Source organism: Kitasatospora sp. NPDC001159, assembly GCF_053598235.1.
This window is the reverse complement of record NZ_JBSFJV010000127.1, coordinates 1-17,275: the sequence shown is the minus strand read 5'-3', so window position 1 is coordinate 17,275 and position 17,275 is coordinate 1. Positions and strand designations below refer to the sequence as shown.

14 protein-coding genes, 1 pseudogene and 1 riboswitch are annotated in these 17,275 nt (G+C 72.5%); of the genes and pseudogenes, 9 read left to right on the top strand and 6 right to left on the bottom strand.

All coding sequences use genetic code 11. The features are described 5' to 3' along the window. Positions 1-121: 121 nt before the first annotated feature. Genes ribH through ACWC9T_RS36610 form a run of 4 tightly spaced genes read right to left on the bottom strand, consistent with a single transcriptional unit; the run spans position 122 to position 3,217 of the window. Positions 122-595, bottom strand: a complete 474-nt coding sequence (gene ribH / locus ACWC9T_RS36625) for a 6,7-dimethyl-8-ribityllumazine synthase (protein WP_449825365.1) — start codon at positions 593-595, stop codon at positions 122-124. A 32-nt stretch (positions 596-627) separates the two neighbouring features. Further along, positions 628-1,899, bottom strand: a complete 1,272-nt coding sequence (locus tag ACWC9T_RS36620) for a bifunctional 3,4-dihydroxy-2-butanone-4-phosphate synthase/GTP cyclohydrolase II (RefSeq protein ID WP_396251119.1) — start codon at positions 1,897-1,899, stop codon at positions 628-630. Then, complete coding sequence (locus ACWC9T_RS36615; protein WP_449825364.1) at positions 1,896-2,543, bottom strand: nicotinamide mononucleotide transporter family protein; 648 nt, start codon at positions 2,541-2,543, stop codon at positions 1,896-1,898. The genes ACWC9T_RS36620 and ACWC9T_RS36615 overlap by 4 nt, the downstream gene beginning before the upstream one ends. Beyond that, positions 2,540-3,217: a riboflavin synthase gene (locus ACWC9T_RS36610; RefSeq protein WP_449825363.1), complete on the bottom strand. Its 678-nt coding sequence runs from the start codon at positions 3,215-3,217 to the stop codon at positions 2,540-2,542. The genes ACWC9T_RS36615 and ACWC9T_RS36610 overlap by 4 nt, the downstream gene beginning before the upstream one ends. Positions 3,218-3,433: 216 nt before the next feature. Beyond that, positions 3,434-3,561: riboswitch (FMN riboswitch) on the bottom strand. 218 nt (positions 3,562-3,779) lie between these two features. On the opposite strand from ACWC9T_RS36610, the pseudogene ACWC9T_RS36605 reads away from it, so the two are divergent. Further along, positions 3,780-4,028: pseudogene (locus ACWC9T_RS36605) on the top strand (SCO4226 family nickel-binding protein). Between the two features lie 64 nt (positions 4,029-4,092). Here ACWC9T_RS36605 and ACWC9T_RS36600 read toward each other — a convergent pair. Further along, positions 4,093-4,407 (bottom strand): antibiotic biosynthesis monooxygenase family protein, encoded by a 315-nt coding sequence (locus ACWC9T_RS36600; protein ID WP_449825362.1) that lies wholly within the window; start codon positions 4,405-4,407, stop codon positions 4,093-4,095. A gap of 213 nt (positions 4,408-4,620) precedes the next feature. Here ACWC9T_RS36600 and ACWC9T_RS36595 point away from each other — a divergent pair, with 213 nt between their 5' ends. Together ACWC9T_RS36595 and ACWC9T_RS36590 are read left to right on the top strand one after the other, a co-directional pair. Next, positions 4,621-5,316 carry an MSMEG_1061 family FMN-dependent PPOX-type flavoprotein gene (locus ACWC9T_RS36595; RefSeq protein WP_449825361.1) on the top strand — a complete coding sequence of 232 codons (696 nt, stop codon included), beginning with the start codon at positions 4,621-4,623 and terminating at the stop codon, positions 5,314-5,316. 140 nt (positions 5,317-5,456) lie between these two features. Continuing rightward, positions 5,457-5,873: an HIT family protein gene (locus ACWC9T_RS36590; RefSeq protein WP_449825360.1), complete on the top strand. Its 417-nt coding sequence runs from the start codon at positions 5,457-5,459 to the stop codon at positions 5,871-5,873. Positions 5,874-6,319: 446 nt separating this feature from the next. Here ACWC9T_RS36590 and ACWC9T_RS36585 read toward each other — a convergent pair whose 3' ends face one another. Continuing rightward, entirely contained in the window at positions 6,320-6,856 is a 537-nt protein-coding gene (locus tag ACWC9T_RS36585; protein ID WP_449825359.1) for a winged helix-turn-helix transcriptional regulator, read from the bottom strand. Between the two features lie 119 nt (positions 6,857-6,975). On the opposite strand from ACWC9T_RS36585, the gene ACWC9T_RS36580 reads away from it, so the two are divergent. From ACWC9T_RS36580 to ACWC9T_RS36555, 6 genes are all read left to right on the top strand, one after another. Further along, entirely contained in the window at positions 6,976-8,457 is a 1,482-nt protein-coding gene (locus tag ACWC9T_RS36580; protein ID WP_449825358.1) for an MFS transporter, read from the top strand. A 165-nt stretch (positions 8,458-8,622) separates the two neighbouring features. Then, positions 8,623-12,303 (top strand): SpoIIE family protein phosphatase, encoded by a 3,681-nt coding sequence (locus tag ACWC9T_RS36575; RefSeq protein ID WP_449825357.1) that lies wholly within the window; start codon positions 8,623-8,625, stop codon positions 12,301-12,303. A 123-nt stretch (positions 12,304-12,426) separates the two neighbouring features. After that, complete coding sequence (locus ACWC9T_RS36570) at positions 12,427-12,831, top strand: nuclear transport factor 2 family protein (protein ID WP_449825356.1); 405 nt, start codon at positions 12,427-12,429, stop codon at positions 12,829-12,831. A 442-nt stretch (positions 12,832-13,273) separates the two neighbouring features. Continuing rightward, positions 13,274-14,479: a cytochrome P450 gene (locus ACWC9T_RS36565; RefSeq protein ID WP_449825355.1), complete on the top strand. Its 1,206-nt coding sequence runs from the start codon at positions 13,274-13,276 to the stop codon at positions 14,477-14,479. A gap of 344 nt (positions 14,480-14,823) precedes the next feature. Continuing rightward, complete coding sequence (locus tag ACWC9T_RS36560; RefSeq protein ID WP_449825354.1) at positions 14,824-15,879, top strand: type III polyketide synthase; 1,056 nt, start codon at positions 14,824-14,826, stop codon at positions 15,877-15,879. Positions 15,880-16,129: 250 nt separating this feature from the next. Then, positions 16,130-17,146 carry a DUF1259 domain-containing protein gene (locus ACWC9T_RS36555; RefSeq protein WP_449825353.1) on the top strand — a complete coding sequence of 339 codons (1,017 nt, stop codon included), beginning with the start codon at positions 16,130-16,132 and terminating at the stop codon, positions 17,144-17,146. Positions 17,147-17,275: the final 129 nt, after the last annotated feature.

Below are 17,275 nucleotides of genomic sequence, written 5' to 3'. Positions count from 1 at the left end.
GCTGGCCTGGATCGCCGAGGGGACGTCCTTGGCGAAGTAGGTGTCGGACTGGGCGCCGCCCGGGATGTCCTCGCACTCGGTGTCCTGCGGCAGGCACGGTCCGGGACCGTGCGGGCTGCCGTCAGAGCGCGGCGCGCAGCACCGCGGCGGTGGCGACGGCGGCGGTGACGGCCTCGTGGCCCTTGTCCTCGGCGGAGCCCGGAAGACCAGCCCGGTCGAGGGCCTGCTCCTCGTTGTCGCAGGTCAGCACGCCGAAGCCGACCGGGACGCCGGTGTCGACGCTGACCTGGGTGAGGCCGACGGTGGCCGCCTGGCAAACGTAGTCGAAGTGCGGGGTTCCGCCGCGGATCACCACGCCCAGGGCGATCACGGCGTCGTAGCCGCGGTCGGCGAGTCGCTTGGCGGCGACCGGCAACTCGAAGGTGCCGGGGACGCGCAGCACGGTCGGCTCGGCGATGCCCAGCTCCTTGAGCGCGCGGTGGGCGCCGTCCAGCAGGCCGTTCATCACCTCGTCGTGCCACTGGGCTGCGATGACCGCGACCTTGAGGTCGGCGACGCCGTCGATGGTCAGCTCGGGGGCTCCGTGGCCACTCATGTCTTCCTACTTCCTGTGGTTGGTGGGGTGCTTCAGGAGCCCAGGCCGGGCAGGTCGTGGCCCATCCGGTCGCGCTTGGTGCGCAGGTAGCGCAGGTTGTGCTCGCCGGGCGCGATCTCGACCGCCTCGCGCCCCTTGACCTTGAGGCCGTGCTCGGTGAGCGCGGTCAGCTTCTGCGGGTTGTTGGTCAGCAGGGTGAGCGAGCGGACGCCGAGGTCCACCAGCATCTGCGCCGCGATGCTGTAGTCGCGGGCATCGGCGGGCAGGCCGAGGTCCAGGTTGGCGTCGACGGTGTCGCGCCCCTGCTCCTGCAGCTCGTACGCGCGCAGCTTGTGGGCCAGGCCGATCCCCCGGCCCTCGTGGCCGCGCAGGTAGAGCACCACGCCGCGGCCGGCCTCGGCGACCCGCTGCAGCGAGGCCTCCAGCTGCGGACCGCAGTCGCAGCGCAGCGAGCCGAAGACGTCGCCGGTCAGGCACTCGGAGTGGACCCGCACCAGGACGTCCTCGCCGTCCGGCAGGTGTCCGTCGGCGCCGAGGCCGCCGGCCACCAGGGCGATGTGCTCGACGCCGTCGATGGTGCCCTTGTAGCCGACCGCGGTGAACTCGCCGTGCGCGGTGGGCAGGGCGGTGGTGGCGGCCCGGTCGACGTGCAGCTCGGTGCGGCGGCGGTAGGCGATCAGGTCCTCGATGGAGATGATCGCGAGGCCGTGCTCACGGGCGAAGGCGACCAGCTCGGGCAGCCGGGCCATGCTGCCGTCGTCGTTGACCACCTCGGCGATCGCGCCGGCCGGCGCCAGCCCGGCGAGACGGGCCAGGTCGACGGCGGCCTCGGTGTGACCGGGGCGCACCAGCACACCGCCCTCGACGGCGCGCAGCGGGAAGACGTGCCCGGGGCGGGTGAGGTCGCCGGGCTCGGTGCCGGGCGAGGAGAGCAGCCGTACCGTACGGGCGCGGTCGGCGGCGGAGATGCCGGTGTCGACCCCCTCCCGGGCGTCCACCGAGACGGTGTACGCGGTGCCCTTGCGGTCCTCGTTGACCTGGGTCATCGGCGGGAGCTTGAGGCGGTCAAGCTCCTCCCCGGTCATCGGGGCGCAGATCACGCCGGAGCTGTAGCGGATGGTGAAGGCCATCAGCTCGGGGGTGGCCGCGGAGGCGGCGAAGACGATGTCGCCCTCGTTCTCGCGGTCCTCGTCGTCGACCACGATCACCGCGCGGCCGAGCGCGATGTCGGCGATCGCCCGCTCGACGGGGTCGAGGACCAGCTCTTCGCCGGCGCCGCTCTCGAAGGTCTGGTTCTCGGTCATGCCGTGACTCCCTGCGGGACGTTGGTGGACGTGACTCGCGGCTCACGGGTGCTCAGCCACCAGGAGCGCAGGCCGAGCAGCACCAGGACGAAGTAGATCGAGTAGGTGAGGCCGGAGAAGGTGTAACCGCTGTTGAAGGCGAAGGGGACGCCGACCGCGTCGACGGCGATCCAGGCGAACCAGAACTCCAGCCAGCCGCGCGCCTGGGCGATCATCGCGGCGAGCGTGCCGACGAAGATGTAGGCGTCCGACCAGGGACTCCAGGACAGGCTGGGGTAGGCGGTGAACAGCGTCGCCAGGGCGACGGTGCCGACCGCGGTGCCGGCCACCAGGGCAGCCCGCTCGGGCCAGCTGGCGAACCGTACGGCGATGGTGCCGGTGTCACGGCGGCCGCGGCGCCACTGCGCCCAGCCCCAGGCGGCGGTGGCGATGACGATCAGCTGCTTGCCGATCAGGCCGGGGACGTGGCCCCCGAGGTAGGCGGTGATCAGCACGACGCCGGACAGGAGCTGCACCGGCCAGCTCCAGACCGAGCGGCGCCAGCCGAGCGCGAGGCCGCCGAACCCGAGCAGGTTGCCGATCATGTCGGCCCACTTCACGTGTTCACCGAGGACGGTGAACGCCTCTACGCTGAGCCAGCTCACTTCGACTCCCCCGTGATGTGATCGAGGTTCGGCAGGGTCGGGAGAGCGCGCGATTCGAGCAGCCGCTCCACGTACTTGGCGAGCACGTCCACCTCCAGGTTGACGCTCTCGCCGGCCGCCTTGGCCCCGAGCGTGGTCAGCGCGAGGGTGGCCGGGATGAGGCTGACCGTGAAGCTGTCGCGGGCAGCCTCCACCACGGTGAGGCTGACGCCGTCGACCGTGATCGAACCCTTCTCCACCAGGTAGCGGGAGATGGACTCCGGCAGGGAGAAGCGCAGCACCTCCCAGCGCAGGTTGCCGTCCGCGTCGCGCTCGCCGGGCTCGCGGCTCAACAGCCGCCCGGTGGCGTCGACATGACCCTGCACCAGGTGGCCGCCGAGGCGGGCGCCGAGCGCCATGGCGCGCTCCAGGTTGACCCGGGAGCCGGGCTTCAACTCGCCCAGGCTGGAACGGTGCAGCGTCTCGGCCATCACGTCGGCGCTGAACTCGCCACTCTCGGCGGCCAGTTGCTCGGGGCTGTCGACGACGGTCAGGCAGACACCGTTGACCGCGATGGAGTCGCCGTGCCGCGCGCCGGAACAGACCACCGGGCCGCGCAGGCGGATTCGCGAGGAGTCGCCGATCTCCTCGATCGACACGACCTCGCCGAGCTCTTCGATGATGCCGGTGAACACCCGGGTCTCCTCGCGCTTGGGGCGCGGACTCCGGGGCGGCAGAGGGAGATGACACGGACGGGCAACGGTGGACGAACCCGCGGGCACGACCCGTCGCCGGGGTGCCGGGGCCGCCGGGAGATCGCTCGCCCGGCCCGGGAGACACCTCTCCCGCCGCTCACCTGACCGTGGCCCGGTCGGGTTCCGATGGACCACGGGTACTGCTCTTCGTCCGCCCGCGCACGCCTCCCATCCGGACTTTAACCGTCGGTCCAGGAATTTCACCTGGTCAACCGGCCGCTGGCTGCGGACGGGTCGCGGACTGTAACCGCCGGTTCGGATTTTCACCGACCCCGGAGTGCGCTGAACGTCACTGCTGTTGACGTCATTCTGCCACGCGCGGCCGGGGCCCAGGGAGAGTCTTCGACTGTGGCCTGTTTCACGGTTGGCGCGGGGAATGCCCGGCGGGGGGCGCTGGTTCCGGGCCCTCCGGTCCGACGGCGTCGTCGAACGGCCTGGTAGCGCCGCCGTGGGACGGGGGTGAGGCTGGTTGGCGAGGACCGAACTCTCGGAGGCGAGGGCCATGACCAGGTTCATGGACGTCCACCACGGGATGAACGGGATCACGGCGGAGCAGCTCAGGGCGGCCGACGCGGCCGACCTGGCGATCGAGGGCGAGGAAGGCGCCCCGCTTCGAGCAGGCGTGGGCGGCCCCGGACTCGGGCACGGTGACTCCCTGTCCGAGGCGCCGACCAAGGAGGCGGTGCTGCGGGTCCACGACCGCACCGGACACCCGGCGGACGAGATCCACCCGGTGCCGTTGTCGGCGTAGGGCCCCGGCATTCAGCAGGTGTGGAGCCCCGGCATGCGGAGCCCCGGTATCCGAGGCCGGCGGTTCAGAGCGTGGCGGGTGCGGTGATCGGCATGAAGTGGGTGACCACCGGGGGGTGCGCGAGAAAGCACATTTCGCCCTCCGAACAGACTGGCCGGATCCGCCACATCGGCCCGGCGTACCCGCGCAGGGCCTCCTCGTCCCGCCAGCGACTCACCACGAGCACCCGGTGCCCTCCCTCGGTCACCGAGCGCAGCAGCTCGCCGCCGAGACAGCCGTCCGTACGCCCCAGCTGCGGGATCAGCTGAGAGGTCAGGTGCACGCAGAACTCCTCGAAGCGATCGGACACGACCTGCCCGGCCCAGATTCTGACGATCACGACGACCACCTCCCGCTGGCTGGAGTCCCTGGCCCCATTATCAGCAGAAAACCGCTGGTGGGGAGGGGTACCGGGGCTCTTTCGCGAAGAGCTGGGGAAGCCGGGGGGAGCGGCCGGGAAGGCGGTGCGGGACGGATCCGGTCACGGACCGCGGGCCGGGGGTGTGGCGAAGGACTCCGGCTCGGCTCCCCCGGGGTGCCGTAGATTCCCGGCATGACCACCACACCGGATGCTGCCGTTCCGTCAACCACCGCTACGGACACGCCGAACAGACTGTTCGCCGCCCTCAGCGCGGAGTCCCTCACCAACCCTGACCAGCTGCGCGAGATCTACGAGCAGCCGGGCGACCACGCGCGCCGCAAGCAGGTGGACCGGCTGCACGAGGTCGCGCAGCGGCTGATCGCGTGCTCCTCACTGGTGTTCGTCGCCAGCTCCGACGCCGCCGGGCGCTGCGACGTCTCCCCGCGCGGCGGGCCGGCCGGGCTGGTCTCGGTGCTCGACGAGCAGACCCTGGCCATACCGGACGCGACCGGGAACAAGCGCCTGGACACCCTGCACAACATCCTGGAGAACGGCCGGGTCGGGCTGCTCTTCGTCGTGCCGGGCCGGGACACCACACTGCGGGTCAACGGACGGGCCTGCGTCTCGACCGACCCGGAGCTGCTGCGGCAGCTGACGGCGGTCGGCAAGCCGCCGCGCAGTGCGATCGTGGTGGCGGTGGAGGAGGTGTACGCGCACTGCCCGAAGGCCTTCCTTCGCGGGTCGGCGTGGAAGCCGGGGAACTGGCTGGCCAAGGACGCGCAGCCGAGCTCGGCGGAGATCACGCTGTCGCACCTGCGAGACGAGTCGCTGACGATCGAGATGATCGAGCAGGCGGAGCGGGAGTCGCTGCTGCACCGGTACGAGTAGGGGCGCGTGCAGCGGTACACATGGGGAGCGCCTGGACCGGTGCGGGGCGGGCGCACCCGGTCGGCGGCCGGACGGGTGACGTCGGGCGGACCCGGGTTTGCGGGGGTGCCGAGGCCGCCGCCGGTCGCTTGAATGGGCGGATGGACTGCGTGTTCTGTGCGGTGGTGGCGGGCGAGGAGCCCGCGCACCGGGTGCTGGACGACGAGGCGGCGGTGGCCTTCCTGGACCGTCGGCCGCTGTTCCCCGGCCATGTGCTGGTCGTACCGCGTGCCCACCACCAGACCCTGGCGGACCTGCCGCCCGCCGAGGTCGGACCGTTCTTCCTGCGGGTGCAGCGGGTGGCGGCGGCCGTCGAGCGGGGGCTGGGCGCGGCGGGCAGTTTCGTGGCGGCGAACAACCGGATCAGCCAGTCGGTGCCGCATCTGCACGTCCACGTGGTGCCGCGGAATCCCAAGGACGGGCTTCGCGGGTTCTTCTGGCCGCGGGGGAAGTACCCGGACGAGGCGGTGGCGGTGGAGGTCGCGGCCCGACTGCGGGCGGCGCTCGGGGAGCCGTAGCCCGCCTCCGCCGATCCGGCGAGGAGCACGCTGCGATGTCCGTACGATGCGGAGAGTAGCAGTCCCGTCCGTACGCCTGGAGGAGCAGCGGGAGGCTGTCAAAATCAGCTTCGGGGCGGACGATTTCGCAGGTCGGGGCGGCCGGGGCTCACAGCCATGAAGGGACTCGCCAGTCTCGTACGACAGAGCGCCGACCGGCTCGCGGGCCAGCACGTCGGCACGGTGGTCGCCGGGCTGGCCGACGGCGACACGGAGATCGCGGCGCCGGGCGAACCGACCCAGGGCTGCTGTGTGCCCGGTCCGCGCACCCTGTTTGAAGTCGGTTCCGTCACCAAGGTGTTGACCGGCCTGCGGCTCCCCGGAGCTGCTGCACCCCGAGGCCGTCGGCGACCTGCCGGCGGCCTCGTCGGCCTGCCCAGCCCGGCGGCGCCCCGCTACGCCGCCGCCTACGCCGCCGCCGAGGCGATCGGTTCGAGCAGCGGGTGCGGGCGCACCAGGGCGCGGGAGACCGGGTCGTCGCGGCGGCCGCCGGTGCGGGCGGGGTTGGGGCGCATGGCGACCTCGGCCGGGGGGACGGGCCCGCCGTCGCACTTCGGGCAGGCGCCGGCGAGGTCCAGGTCGGTGCCGCAGGCGGCGTGCGCGAACAGGTGATGCGGACCGCCCTCGGTGGCATGTCGGCCGCCCCAGCGGCTCAACTGGTAGAGCGGGCCCCAGAGTTCGAGGCCGATCTCGGTGAGCAGGTAGCCGTGGCGCAGCGGCGCCTGCTGGTACGGCTCCTTGCGCAGCACCCCGGCGGCGACCAGGGCGTTCAGCCGCGCGGTGAGAACGGCGCGGGGGATGCCCAGGTGGGCGAGGAAGTCGTTGAACCGCTGCACGCCGTAGAACGCGTCGCGCACGATCAGCAGGCTCCAGCGCTCGCCGACCACCTCCAGCGCGCGGGCCAGTGCGCAGTCCTGCAGTTCGTAGTCGGTTCCCAGCGCCATGCGGGCCAGCCTAGTCCACTCCCCCAATGGGTTCAATGAACAGACCAGCAGTGGTAGCGTGCCGTCGCGACGAAGGTTCATTCACCAGACCCATTGGTCCTCGCTCGGAGGGAACATCCATGTCCCCCGCACCACTCGGTTCCACCCCCGCCCCGGCGGCCGCATCCGTCCGACCCGGCGCAACGCTGGCCGTCACTGCGGCGGCCACCGCCCTGGTCACCGTCGCCTACACCGCCCCCACCGCCTCGCTCGCCGCCACCGCCCAAGCCGCCCAGCTCGGCGCCTCCGGCCGCACCTGGATCCTCACCGGCACGCTGGTCGGCATCTCGGCGCTGCTGCTCACCGCTGGCAGCGCCGCCGACGACCACGGCCGCAAGCGGGTCTTCACCTTCGGCGTGGCGCTGTTCGCCGCCGCCGAGGCCCTGGCCGCACTCGCCCCCGGCGGCGCCGTCTACCTGGCCGCCCGAGTGCTGCTCGGCATCGCCTCGGCCGCCGTCCTGGCGCCCGCACTCGGCCTGATCAGCCACGCCCACCCACCGGGGCCGACCCGGATCCGGGCACTCGGGATCTGGGGCGCGGCAGTCGGCCTCGGCATCGCGGTCGGGCCGGTCTACGGCGCACTGGTGCAGCAGTGGGCCGGCTGGCGCGCGGTCGGCGGCGGACTCGCGGTGGTCTCGGCCACCGTGACCGCCTGCGCGGCCGCATACCTCACCGAGTCGCGCGCGGAGCAGCCGCGCGCGCTCGACCCGTACGGCGTGCTGACCCTCGCCACCGGGACGTCCCTGCTGATCGCCGGACTGGCCGAGGGCCGCAGCGGCTGGGGACGGCCCGTGGTGGTCGCGCTGCTGGCGGCCGGGGTGCTGCTGCTGGCGGCCTTCACCGTGGTCGAGGCGAAGGTCCGCGAGCCGATGCTGGACCTCGCACTCTTCCGCAGCCCCGGCTTCATCGCGGCGACGGGCGGGGCGCTGTTCACCGGGCTCTCACTGGTCGGCTTCATGAGCTACCTGCCCACCCTGCTCCAGGGCGTGCTCGGCCTGTCCGGCCTCGCGGCGGGCGGCGTGCTGGTCCTGTGGTCGGGCCTGTCGGTGGTCTCCGCCCTCCAGGCCCGTCGCCTCGCGACCCGCCTTTCGGCCACCGCGCAGGTCGCCCTCGGCCTGCTGCTCTGCGGTCTGGGCGAGACCGGACTGTACGGGCTCACGCCCGGTTCCCCCTGGCTCCGGCTGGCGCCCGGCCTGACGGTCGCGGGGATCGGCAGCGGCGTCCTCAACGCGGCCCTCGCCCGGCTGGCGGTCAGCAGCGTTCCGGCCCACCGCACGGCCATGGGCTCGGGCGCCAACAACACCTCCCGCTACCTCGGCTCGGCCCTGGGCGTGGCGGTGACGGTCGCCGTCGCCGGCTCCGCCCGCGCGAGCGGCCCGGGCCCGGAGGCGGCGGCCCGTGCCCTGGCCACGGGCACCGACCGCGCCGTCCTGGTCGCCGCAGTGCTCTGCTTCATCGGCGCGGCCCTGGCGCTCGCGGCCCGCGATGCCGAATCCCGCGCGGAGGCCGGCACCGAGCCGGAGCCGGCCGCACCGGCCCGGGAGCACGCCACCGCCCGATGATGCGGGCCGAGGATGCCGGGCCCGCCAGTCCGGGCCGACGTTGCGGCGCGGGATTCGGCAGGCCCGCCCCGGGGCCGGCTCCCGCTGCCACGGTGAGCGGCCGCGGCAGGGCCCGTGGGAAGATGGCAGGGCTGGTGGGAAGGATCTCCGGGCGGGTCTCTGGCCATGGTGAACGACGAAGGGCAGCGTCAGGGGGAGCCGCGGCAGGATGCCCTGCTGATGGTGCCGATCGCCACGGCGCTGACCGATGCCGAGGGCCGGATCCTGCACTGGAGCGACGACGCGGAGGCACTGCTCGGTTACCGTGCGGACGAGGCGGTGGGCCGGAAGGCGGCCAAGCTGCTGACCTCGGACGAGGACCGGCCCGAGGTGCTGGAGCTGTTCCGGCAGATCCTGGCGGGCCAGGGGTGGTCCGGGGTGTTCCCCGTACGGCACCGGGACGGGCACCTGGTGAACCTGGAATTCCGGACCCATCCGATCCGCGGGCCCGGCGGGGCGCCGATGGTGCTGGCGGTCGCGTCCGAGGTCACCACGCTGCACCGGCTCCAGGCGGATCTGGCCGTGTTGGACGGGTTCTTCGCCCAGTCCCCGATCGGCATGGCGGTGTTCGACACCGAGCTGCGCTTCGTCCGGCTGAACGAGGCGATGGCCAGGACGGACGGGCTGACCGCCGACGAGCACCTGGGCCACCGGCTCACCGAGGTGCTGCCGGGGATCGACGGCGCCGAGGCCGAGACGGTGATGCGCCAGGTGCTGGCGGACGGCGAGCCGGTGGTGGACTTCCGCTCGCACGGCCGCACCCCGGGGGATCCGCGGCCCGACCACGCCTGGTCCGCCTCCTACTTCCGGCTGGCGGACCGGGCCGGGCGGGTGCTCGGGGTGAGCGCGACCGTCATCGACATCACCGAGCGCTACCGCGCCGACGCCCGGGCGGCCCAGGCGCAGGAGCGGCTCGTCCTGCTGGTCGACGCGACCGCCTCGATCGGGACCACCCTCGACCTGCGGCAGACCGCCCGGGAGCTGGCCGACGCGATGGTGCCCAGGGTCGCCGACATCAGCGGGGTGTTCGCGCTGGAGGCGCTGGTGGCCGGCCGCGACGTCGAGCCGCCCGACCCGGACGCCCCGCAGCTGGTCCGCCAGCTGGCGCTGGCCACCGCCGACCCGCTGCACCCGGCCGAGGCGCTGCCGGTGGACGCGGTGTACGAGCTGTCGGCCGACTCCCCGTATGCCCGGGCGATGACCAGCGGGCGGACGGTGGTGGTGCCGTCCTGGGAGCTGCCGCCGCTGAGCGGGGGCATCAACGAGAGCCGCAGCCCGGCGTTCCTGGGCGACCGGCCGCACTCGGTGCGGATCACCCCGCTGGTGGCGCGCGGCACCACGCTCGGCATGGTGGTGTACTCGCGGCGCGGCGAGCGGGAGTCCTTCGCCGAGGCCGACATCACCCTCGGCGACGAACTGGCCTCCCGCGCGGCCGTCGCGATCGACAACGCCCGGCTGTACCTGCGCCAGCACCAGACCGTGCTGGCCCGGCAGCAGGCGCTGCGCGAGGCGAAGGCGGCACAGGAGCGGCTCGCACTGGTCAACGCGGCCTCCACCCGGATCGGCACCACGCTCGAAATCGACCGTACCGCGCAGGAGTTGGCCGAGGTGGCGACGCCCCGGCTGGCCGACACGGTGGTGGTGGAGGTGCTGGAGGAGCTGGTCCGGGGTGAGCGGGAGGCCCGCACCGCGGCGGACGGATCGGCGCTGCTGCGGCGGATCGCCTTCCACTCGGTGCGCGGCTCCACCCTGGCGCCGATCGACCGGCTCGGCGGAGTGCACCGCTTCCCGCCCGGTTCGCCGTACGCATGGAGCCTGGCCCACCGCAAGCCGGTGCTGGTGCCCCGGATGGACGCCGAGGGCATGGCCTGGTTCGCCGACGACCCGGTGCGCACCGCCGCCGTACGGGAACGGAACGTGCGCTCGTTCATGGTCGTCCCGCTGATCGCGCGCGGCAGCGCGGTCGGCGTAGCGGGCTTCTACCGCACCCTGGTGGAGCGGCCGTACGAGGACGAGGACCTGGCGTTGGCCGGGGAGTTGGCGGTGCGGGCGGCGTTGTCGATCGACAACGCGCTGCTGTTCACCCGGGAACACGACGCGGCCGCGGCGCGGCAGCGGGCGCTGGACGAGGCCTGGGCCGCCCAGCAGCGGCTGGGTCTGCTGAACGAGGCCAGCAACCGGATCGGCACCACGCTCGATCTGCACCGCACCGCCCGGGAGTTGGTGGAGGTGGTGATCCCGCGCTTCGCCGACTTCGTCACCGTGGACCTGCGCGACGCGGTGCTCAGCGGCGAGGAGCCCTGGCCGTTGCCGACGGACGGGTCGGTGCTGATGCGGGCGGTGGCGGTCGGCGAGGCGGCCGAGGGCGGCCGCATGGCGGAGGCCGCCGACCAGGTCGGCGAGACCTCGCAGTCCGCCGAGGTGTACGCGCAGAGCCTGCGCACCCGGCGTTCGATCCTGGTGTCCGAGGTGACCGAGGAGGAGCTGCGCCGGATCGTCGCCTCCCCCGACCGGGTACAGCCGGGGCTGGCCGCCGGGGTGCACTCGTACCTGATGGTGCCGCTGGTGGCGCGCGGACTGGTGCTGGGCGGAGCGGAGTTCGTCCGCACCCGCAACCCGGTGCCGTTCGGCGCGGCGGACCGCTCGCTGGCCGAGGAGCTGGCTGCCCGAACCGCGCTGGCGATCGACAACGGCAGGCTCTACCGCCGCGAGCGGGACACCGCGCTCACCCTCCAACGCAGCCTGCTGCCACAGGAGATCCACCGCACGCTCGGGCTGGAACTGGCCTACCGCTACCTGCCCAGCAGCGTGGTCAGCGAGGTCGGCGGCGACTGGTTCGACGTGGTGCCGCTGTCCGCCGGGCGGGTCGCGCTGATCGTCGGCGACGTGATGGGCCACGGCATCCGGGCCGCCGCCACCATGGGCCAACTCCGGACCGTGGCCAGGACGTTGATCACCCTGGAGCTGGACCCGGCGCGGGTGCTGTACCGGCTGGACGAGGCGACCACGGCGCTCGGCGAAGGCCAGTTCGCCACCTGCGTGTGCGTGGTGTACGACCCGGTGGACCGTCGCTGCACCGCCGCCTGCGCCGGCCACCTGCCGCCCGTGGTCGCCGACACCGAGGGCAACGCCGACCTGGTCCACCTGCCGCCCGGCGCACCGCTCGGGGTCGGCGGAGTCCCTTTCGAGAGCGTGGAGTTCTCCCTCCCCGAGGAGGCCATCCTGACGCTCTACACCGACGGCCTGGTCGAGCGCCGGGGCCGCGACCTGGACGAAGGGCTGAACCTGCTCCGCAGTACCGTCGCGGACCGGCGCCGCACGCTGGAGCAGACCTGCGACGCCGTGCTGACCCGGCTCACCGGTCGCACCGCAGAGGACGACATCGCCGTCATCATGGCGCAGGTCCGCCCGGACGGCGCGGACCGGATCGCCATCCTGCCGCTCACCGGCGACCGCGCGATGGTCGCCCACTCGCGCCGCTTCACCCGCGAGACGCTGGCCGCCTGGGGGCTCACCGCGCTCGCGTACTGGGCCGAGCTGCTCACCAGCGAGCTGATCACCAACGCCCTGGTGCACGCCGGCACCCCGACCCAACTCAGGCTGTACCGCAACCGGGTGCTCACCGTGGAGGTCGCCGACCAGGAGAACGAGACGCCCCGGATCCGCCGCGCCCGCGCCGAGGACGAGGGCGGGCGCGGCATGCACCTGGTCAACGAGCTGGCGCACCGCTGGGGCAGCCGCCGGACGGAGGACGGCAAGGTGGTCTGGTTCGAGCTGGAGCTGCCGCCGGGTTTCTCGACCGACTAGACCTGCATGGACAACGGACGGTTGTCGGAGGGACGGTGCGGTTGTTGGCCGCCCGGGCCGCGGCAGGGCTTTGCTGGTGTCACGGCGGGAGAGCCCCGACCGGACGCACCAGAGGAGCCCGCCATGCAGCAGCCCGACGCCCGTACCGTCGTCACCGACTACGTCACCCTCCTCGCCGCGGGTGAACTGGACGCCGCCATCGCCCTGTTCGCGGAGGACGCCACCTGGACCTACCCGGGCGGCCTCGCCCTGTCCCGCACCTGGCGCGGGAAGCAGGAGATCTTCGGCGAGTTCCTCGGACAGGTCGGCGCCCTGTTCGCCGCCGACGGCCTGCCGACCATCACCCTCACCCACGTCCTCGCGGACGGCCCCCAGGCGGTGGCCGCGTGGACCACCGTCGGGAAGGCCGCCAACGGCGCCGCGTACGAGAACCGCTGCCTGGGCGTGTTCACCGTGGAGAACGGGCGGATCACCGCCGTCCGCGAGTACCTGGACACCCACCACGTGGCGCAGACCCTGCTGGCCTGAGCGGTGATCCCCCGGATCGGCACCGTGATCGCCTGCCCGCCGGGGGCGCGGGCGCGGCACGGCGTCGTCCACGGGAAGACCTCCAACGGCCCGGTGACCCTGGACGCGACCACCGACCAGGACCGGCCGGCCCGGCAATCCGCAGCTCGCGCCCGTCCTGGTCGACGGTTACGCGGGGCTGGGGGACGCCAACGGAGAGATCGCCCGGCTGACCCGAACGGCCGGACGGGGAGGCCGGACGCGGTGATCATGATCTCCGGATCGTCCGCCGTCAGATCGCCGTCCACGGGGTACCGGCGCTCCTGCCGCTGATCAGCCCGGATGAATTACCGGCGGTCCCGCACTTCCACCGGTGTGTCCGGCCGACCGATCGGGTACCGGTGCTCCGTCCATCCCATCCGCCTTCCCATCCGGCCTGCACGGCCCAGACCTGGAGGTCCGCATGTCCACCGACTCCAGCCCAAGGAACTGCCCGTTCGACTTCGCCGAGGCCCTTGAGTTCGACCCGACGCTCCGGCAGCTCATGAACGACGCACCGGTCAGCCGCATCCGCCTCCCCTACGGCGAGGGGGAGGCTTGGCTCGTCACGGGGTACGACGACGTGCGCACAGTGACCACTGACCGGCGTTTCAGCCGACACGCCATCGTCGGCCGGGACTTCCCGCGCATGACTCCCGAGCCGATCGTCCAGGCCGAGGCGATCAACGTCATGGACCCGCCTGCCAGCGCCCGCCTGCGCAGCCTGGTGTCCAAGGGCTTCACACCCGACCACATCGAGCGGATGAGGGACCATACCCAGCACGTGGTGAACGGGCTGCTGGACCGCATGCGGGACCAGGGTCCCCCGGCCGACCTCATGGAGCACCTGGCCCACCCGCTCCCGCTGATCACGATCTGCGAGGTCCTGGAGATCCCCGAGGCCGACAGCGCACAGCTGCGCGCCAACGCCCGGACGATGATGAACGTGGGCCTGGACAACAAGCCGGACGCGGTGCGGGCCAAGGCCGACCTGCGGGCGTACTTCGCCGAGCTGACGGCCGAACGGCGCAGGAACCCCGGTGACGACCTGATCAGCGCCCTGGCCACGGCCCGCGACGGCGACGAGGTCCTCGACGAGAAGGAGCTCACCGTGATGGCCATGGTCCTGCTGATCACCGGCCAGGACACCACGACGTACGAGCTCGGCAACCTCTCGTACACCATCCTCACCCGGCCCGACGTGCGCACCGTCCTGCGCGAGCGGCCCGAGACGCTCACCCAGGTGATCCATGAGATGTTGCGCTTCATCCCCTTCCGCAAGGGCGTCGGCATCCCCCGGGTGGCCCTTGAGGACGTGGAGCTGAGCGGGGTGACGATCCCGGCGGGGGACATCGTGCATGTCTCCTACCTGACCGCCAACCGGGACGGCCGCAGGTTCGAGCGGCCTGACGAGCTGGACCTGGAGCGGACCAGCCCTTCCCACATGACCTTCGGCTGGGGCGCGCACCACTGCCTCGGCGCACCGCTGGCCATCACCGAACTCGAAGTCGCCCTCGGGACTCTGCTGGAGCGTTTCCCCAGGATCGCGCTGGCGAAGCCGGCCGCGGAGCTGGCGTGGAACACCACGTCGATCTGGCGCTATCCGCTCGCGCTGCCGGTCACCTGGTGACGGTGCCCCCACGCTATGGTGCTCGCCTGCCGCCACCTCGCTTCCGGCATCGCCGCGCACGTCGGCCCGCACACCTCGGAGTGTGCGGGCCGACGTGCGCGCTGGACCCACCTTCCGTAGATTGGGTTGACGCGGCTCGAACCAACTCGCGGCCAGCACGACCGCCCGCACGGCGAGCATCCGATCCTCGCTCTGCCGGCTCGTCTGCCACGCTGTTGGGTCCCGCCCGGTGAGTCCCGCCGCCGCGCCGTCTCCACGGGTTCGGCTCGCAGCGGCTGCCGTCGAGTGAATTCCCTGCCCCGACGGGGTCGCACCGGGAACTCCGCCCGTCAGGAGGAAGTCCCATGGCCGTTCTGTGCAAACCGGCGATAGCCGTGCCCGAGCACGTCATCACCAACGAGGAAACCCTCGAACTGGCACGCAGGCTCCACCACGACCATCCACAGCTCGATCTGGCGTTGCGCCTCATCAAGAACACCGGAGTGCAGAAGCGACATCTGATCCAACCCATCGACGTGGTGCTGAAGCACCCGGGGTTGGACGAGCGGAGCGCCGTCTTCGAGGCGGAGTCCAGGGCCCGCGTCCCGGCAGTGGTGATCAGGGCGCTCGAACAGGCCCAAGTGGAGCCGTCGCAGATCGACTTGATCGTCTATGTGTCGTGCACCGGTTTCATGATGCCGTCGCTCACGGCGTGGCTGATCAACAAGCTGGGCTTCCGGCCGGAGACCCGGCAGCTGCCGATCGCCCAGCTGGGCTGTGCGGCCGGCGGTGCGGCGGTGAACCGGGCCCATGACTTCTGTTCGGCCTACCCGGACGCCAACGTGCTGATCGTGGCCTGCGAGTTCTGCTCGCTGTGCTACCAGCCCACCGACCTGGGCGTGGGGTCGCTGCTGTCCAACGGCCTGTTCGGCGACGGGATCGCCGCCGCCGTGGTCCGGGGCGAGGGCGGGACCGGGATCCGGTTGGAGCGCAACGGCTCGTACCTCATCCCGCACACCGAGGAATGGATCTCCTACGCGGTCCGCTCCACCGGATTCCACTTCCAGCTGGACAGACGGGTGCCGGGGACGATGGAGCCCCTCAGCCCGGCCCTGCGTGCGGTGGCGGAGCAGCACCAGTGGGACGTGGGCATGCTGGACTTCTACATCGTCCACGCCGGCGGTCCACGGATCCTGGACGACCTGAGCCACTTCCTGGAGGTGCCGCCCGAGGCGTTCCGCTTCAGCCGGGCCACCCTCACCGAGTACGGCAACATCGCCAGTGCGGTCGTGCTCGACGCCCTGGCCCGGATGTTCGACGAGAAGTCGGCTCTCAACGGCCACCAGGGGCTGCTGGCCGGGTTCGGACCGGGTATCACCGCCGAGATGTCCCTGGGCACCTGGGCGTCACCCGATTCCTGACGCGCGAAGTCCAGCGCTCCACCTTCCGGGTCGGGTCGATCGAGCCCGTCGTGGGGTTCGGTCGCCCAGGGTGCGGGATGTCGCTGTCAGGCGGCAGCCGTCCGTGGCTCCGTTCCTCCATCCGGCCGTTCGTCCGGCCGCCGGCGTACCCCTATCGGTCGATCCGGACGGGAGCCGGTGCCCGCGCGCCGCCGTGGCGACGACGCGGGGACCGGCTCCTGTGTTTGCCTTCGACTCTGGAGGTGTGCCTGTGAAGACCGGAGACGGAACCCCCGGGAAAAATATTCCCCCCGCCGTACCGCGACGGCCGCTGCTGGCGGCGGCAGGGCTGGCGCCAGTACTGGTCGGCCTGGGCGGGGACACCGCCGCACAGCCGGCCGCGGCCCGTGATCCCGGCAGTGGTCAGCCGGCCAGTCCGGCGCCGACCCCGGTGTCCACCGCCGAGGCGGACTGGGTCGACGTCGTACGGGCTCTCGGCCGGCCCGGCAACCTCATCCGCCGGACCTACCACCACACGCCCTTCCCGCGGCACGACCTGCACGTGGTCAGCGGCGGCGTCGTCGTCAGCCCTGGGCTCGCGCTCGGCTCGCACGTCTCCTTCGCCCGGTACGACAACGGCAGCACACTGATGATGGGCGATCTGGTGGTGACCGCGGATGAGATGCCGACCCTGACGGACGCCCTCCATGCTCAGGGGATCGCCCAGACCGCCATCCACAAACACCTGCCGGCCCATACTCCTGACATCTGGTGGACTCACGTCTGCGCACACGGCCATGACGCCGCGACACTGGCCCGCGGGCTGCGGACCGCGCTCGACTCCACCGGCACTCCACCGCCCCACCTGCCCCGACCGCCCCGATCCCTCGACCTGGACACCGCCGGCATCGACGCCGCGCTGGGTGCCACGGGCACGAGCAGCGAGGACGTCCATGCCTGCGTCTTCGTCCGCCGCGAGACCGTCATCGAGGAGGGGCACGTGCTGCCGGCCGGCCTGGGCGCGACCTCGGCCTTCAACTTCCAGCCGCTCGGCGGGGGACGGGCCGTGCTCAGCGGCGACCTCGCCATGGTCGCCGCCGAGGTCCAGGATGCGCTCGCGGCGCTGCGGCGGGGCGGCATCGACCTGGTCGAACTCCACAACCACGGTCTGACGGACGAACCGCGCCTCTTCTTCACCCACATCTGGGCCGAGGGCGATGCCGTGGACCTGGCCAGAGCGGTCCGCCCCGCGCTCGCCGCCACCAACGTCGTGCCGGCCACCGTCTGACTGACCGGCGCCGGTAGCAAGCCTTGGGCGCGGGGTTGGTCTTACCCCCCCGCCGCCGGGGGGTGGGTTAGGGGCCCCGCCAAAACCCCCCGAAAGGGAGAGAGGGGGGGGTGGGGGGGGGGGGTTTTA

Excerpts from the sequence above, each read along its gene's own strand:
- ACWC9T_RS36565 (WP_449825355.1), top strand. The coding sequence starts at position 13,274 with ATGTCCACCGACTCCAGCCCAAGGAACTGCCCGTTCGACTTCGCCGAG.
- ACWC9T_RS36570 (WP_449825356.1), top strand. The coding sequence starts at position 12,427 with ATGCAGCAGCCCGACGCCCGTACCGTCGTCACCGACTACGTCACCCTC.
- ribH (WP_449825365.1), bottom strand. The coding sequence starts at position 595 with ATGAGTGGCCACGGAGCCCCCGAGCTGACCATCGACGGCGTCGCCGAC.
- ACWC9T_RS36560 (WP_449825354.1), top strand. The coding sequence starts at position 14,824 with ATGGCCGTTCTGTGCAAACCGGCGATAGCCGTGCCCGAGCACGTCATC.
- ACWC9T_RS36575 (WP_449825357.1), top strand. The coding sequence starts at position 8,623 with ATGGTGAACGACGAAGGGCAGCGTCAGGGGGAGCCGCGGCAGGATGCC.
- ACWC9T_RS36590 (WP_449825360.1), top strand. The coding sequence starts at position 5,457 with ATGGACTGCGTGTTCTGTGCGGTGGTGGCGGGCGAGGAGCCCGCGCAC.
- ACWC9T_RS36620 (WP_396251119.1), bottom strand. The coding sequence starts at position 1,899 with ATGACCGAGAACCAGACCTTCGAGAGCGGCGCCGGCGAAGAGCTGGTC.
- ACWC9T_RS36595 (WP_449825361.1), top strand. The coding sequence starts at position 4,621 with ATGACCACCACACCGGATGCTGCCGTTCCGTCAACCACCGCTACGGAC.
- ACWC9T_RS36580 (WP_449825358.1), top strand. The coding sequence starts at position 6,976 with ATGTCCCCCGCACCACTCGGTTCCACCCCCGCCCCGGCGGCCGCATCC.
- ACWC9T_RS36585 (WP_449825359.1), bottom strand. The coding sequence starts at position 6,856 with ATGGCGCTGGGAACCGACTACGAACTGCAGGACTGCGCACTGGCCCGC.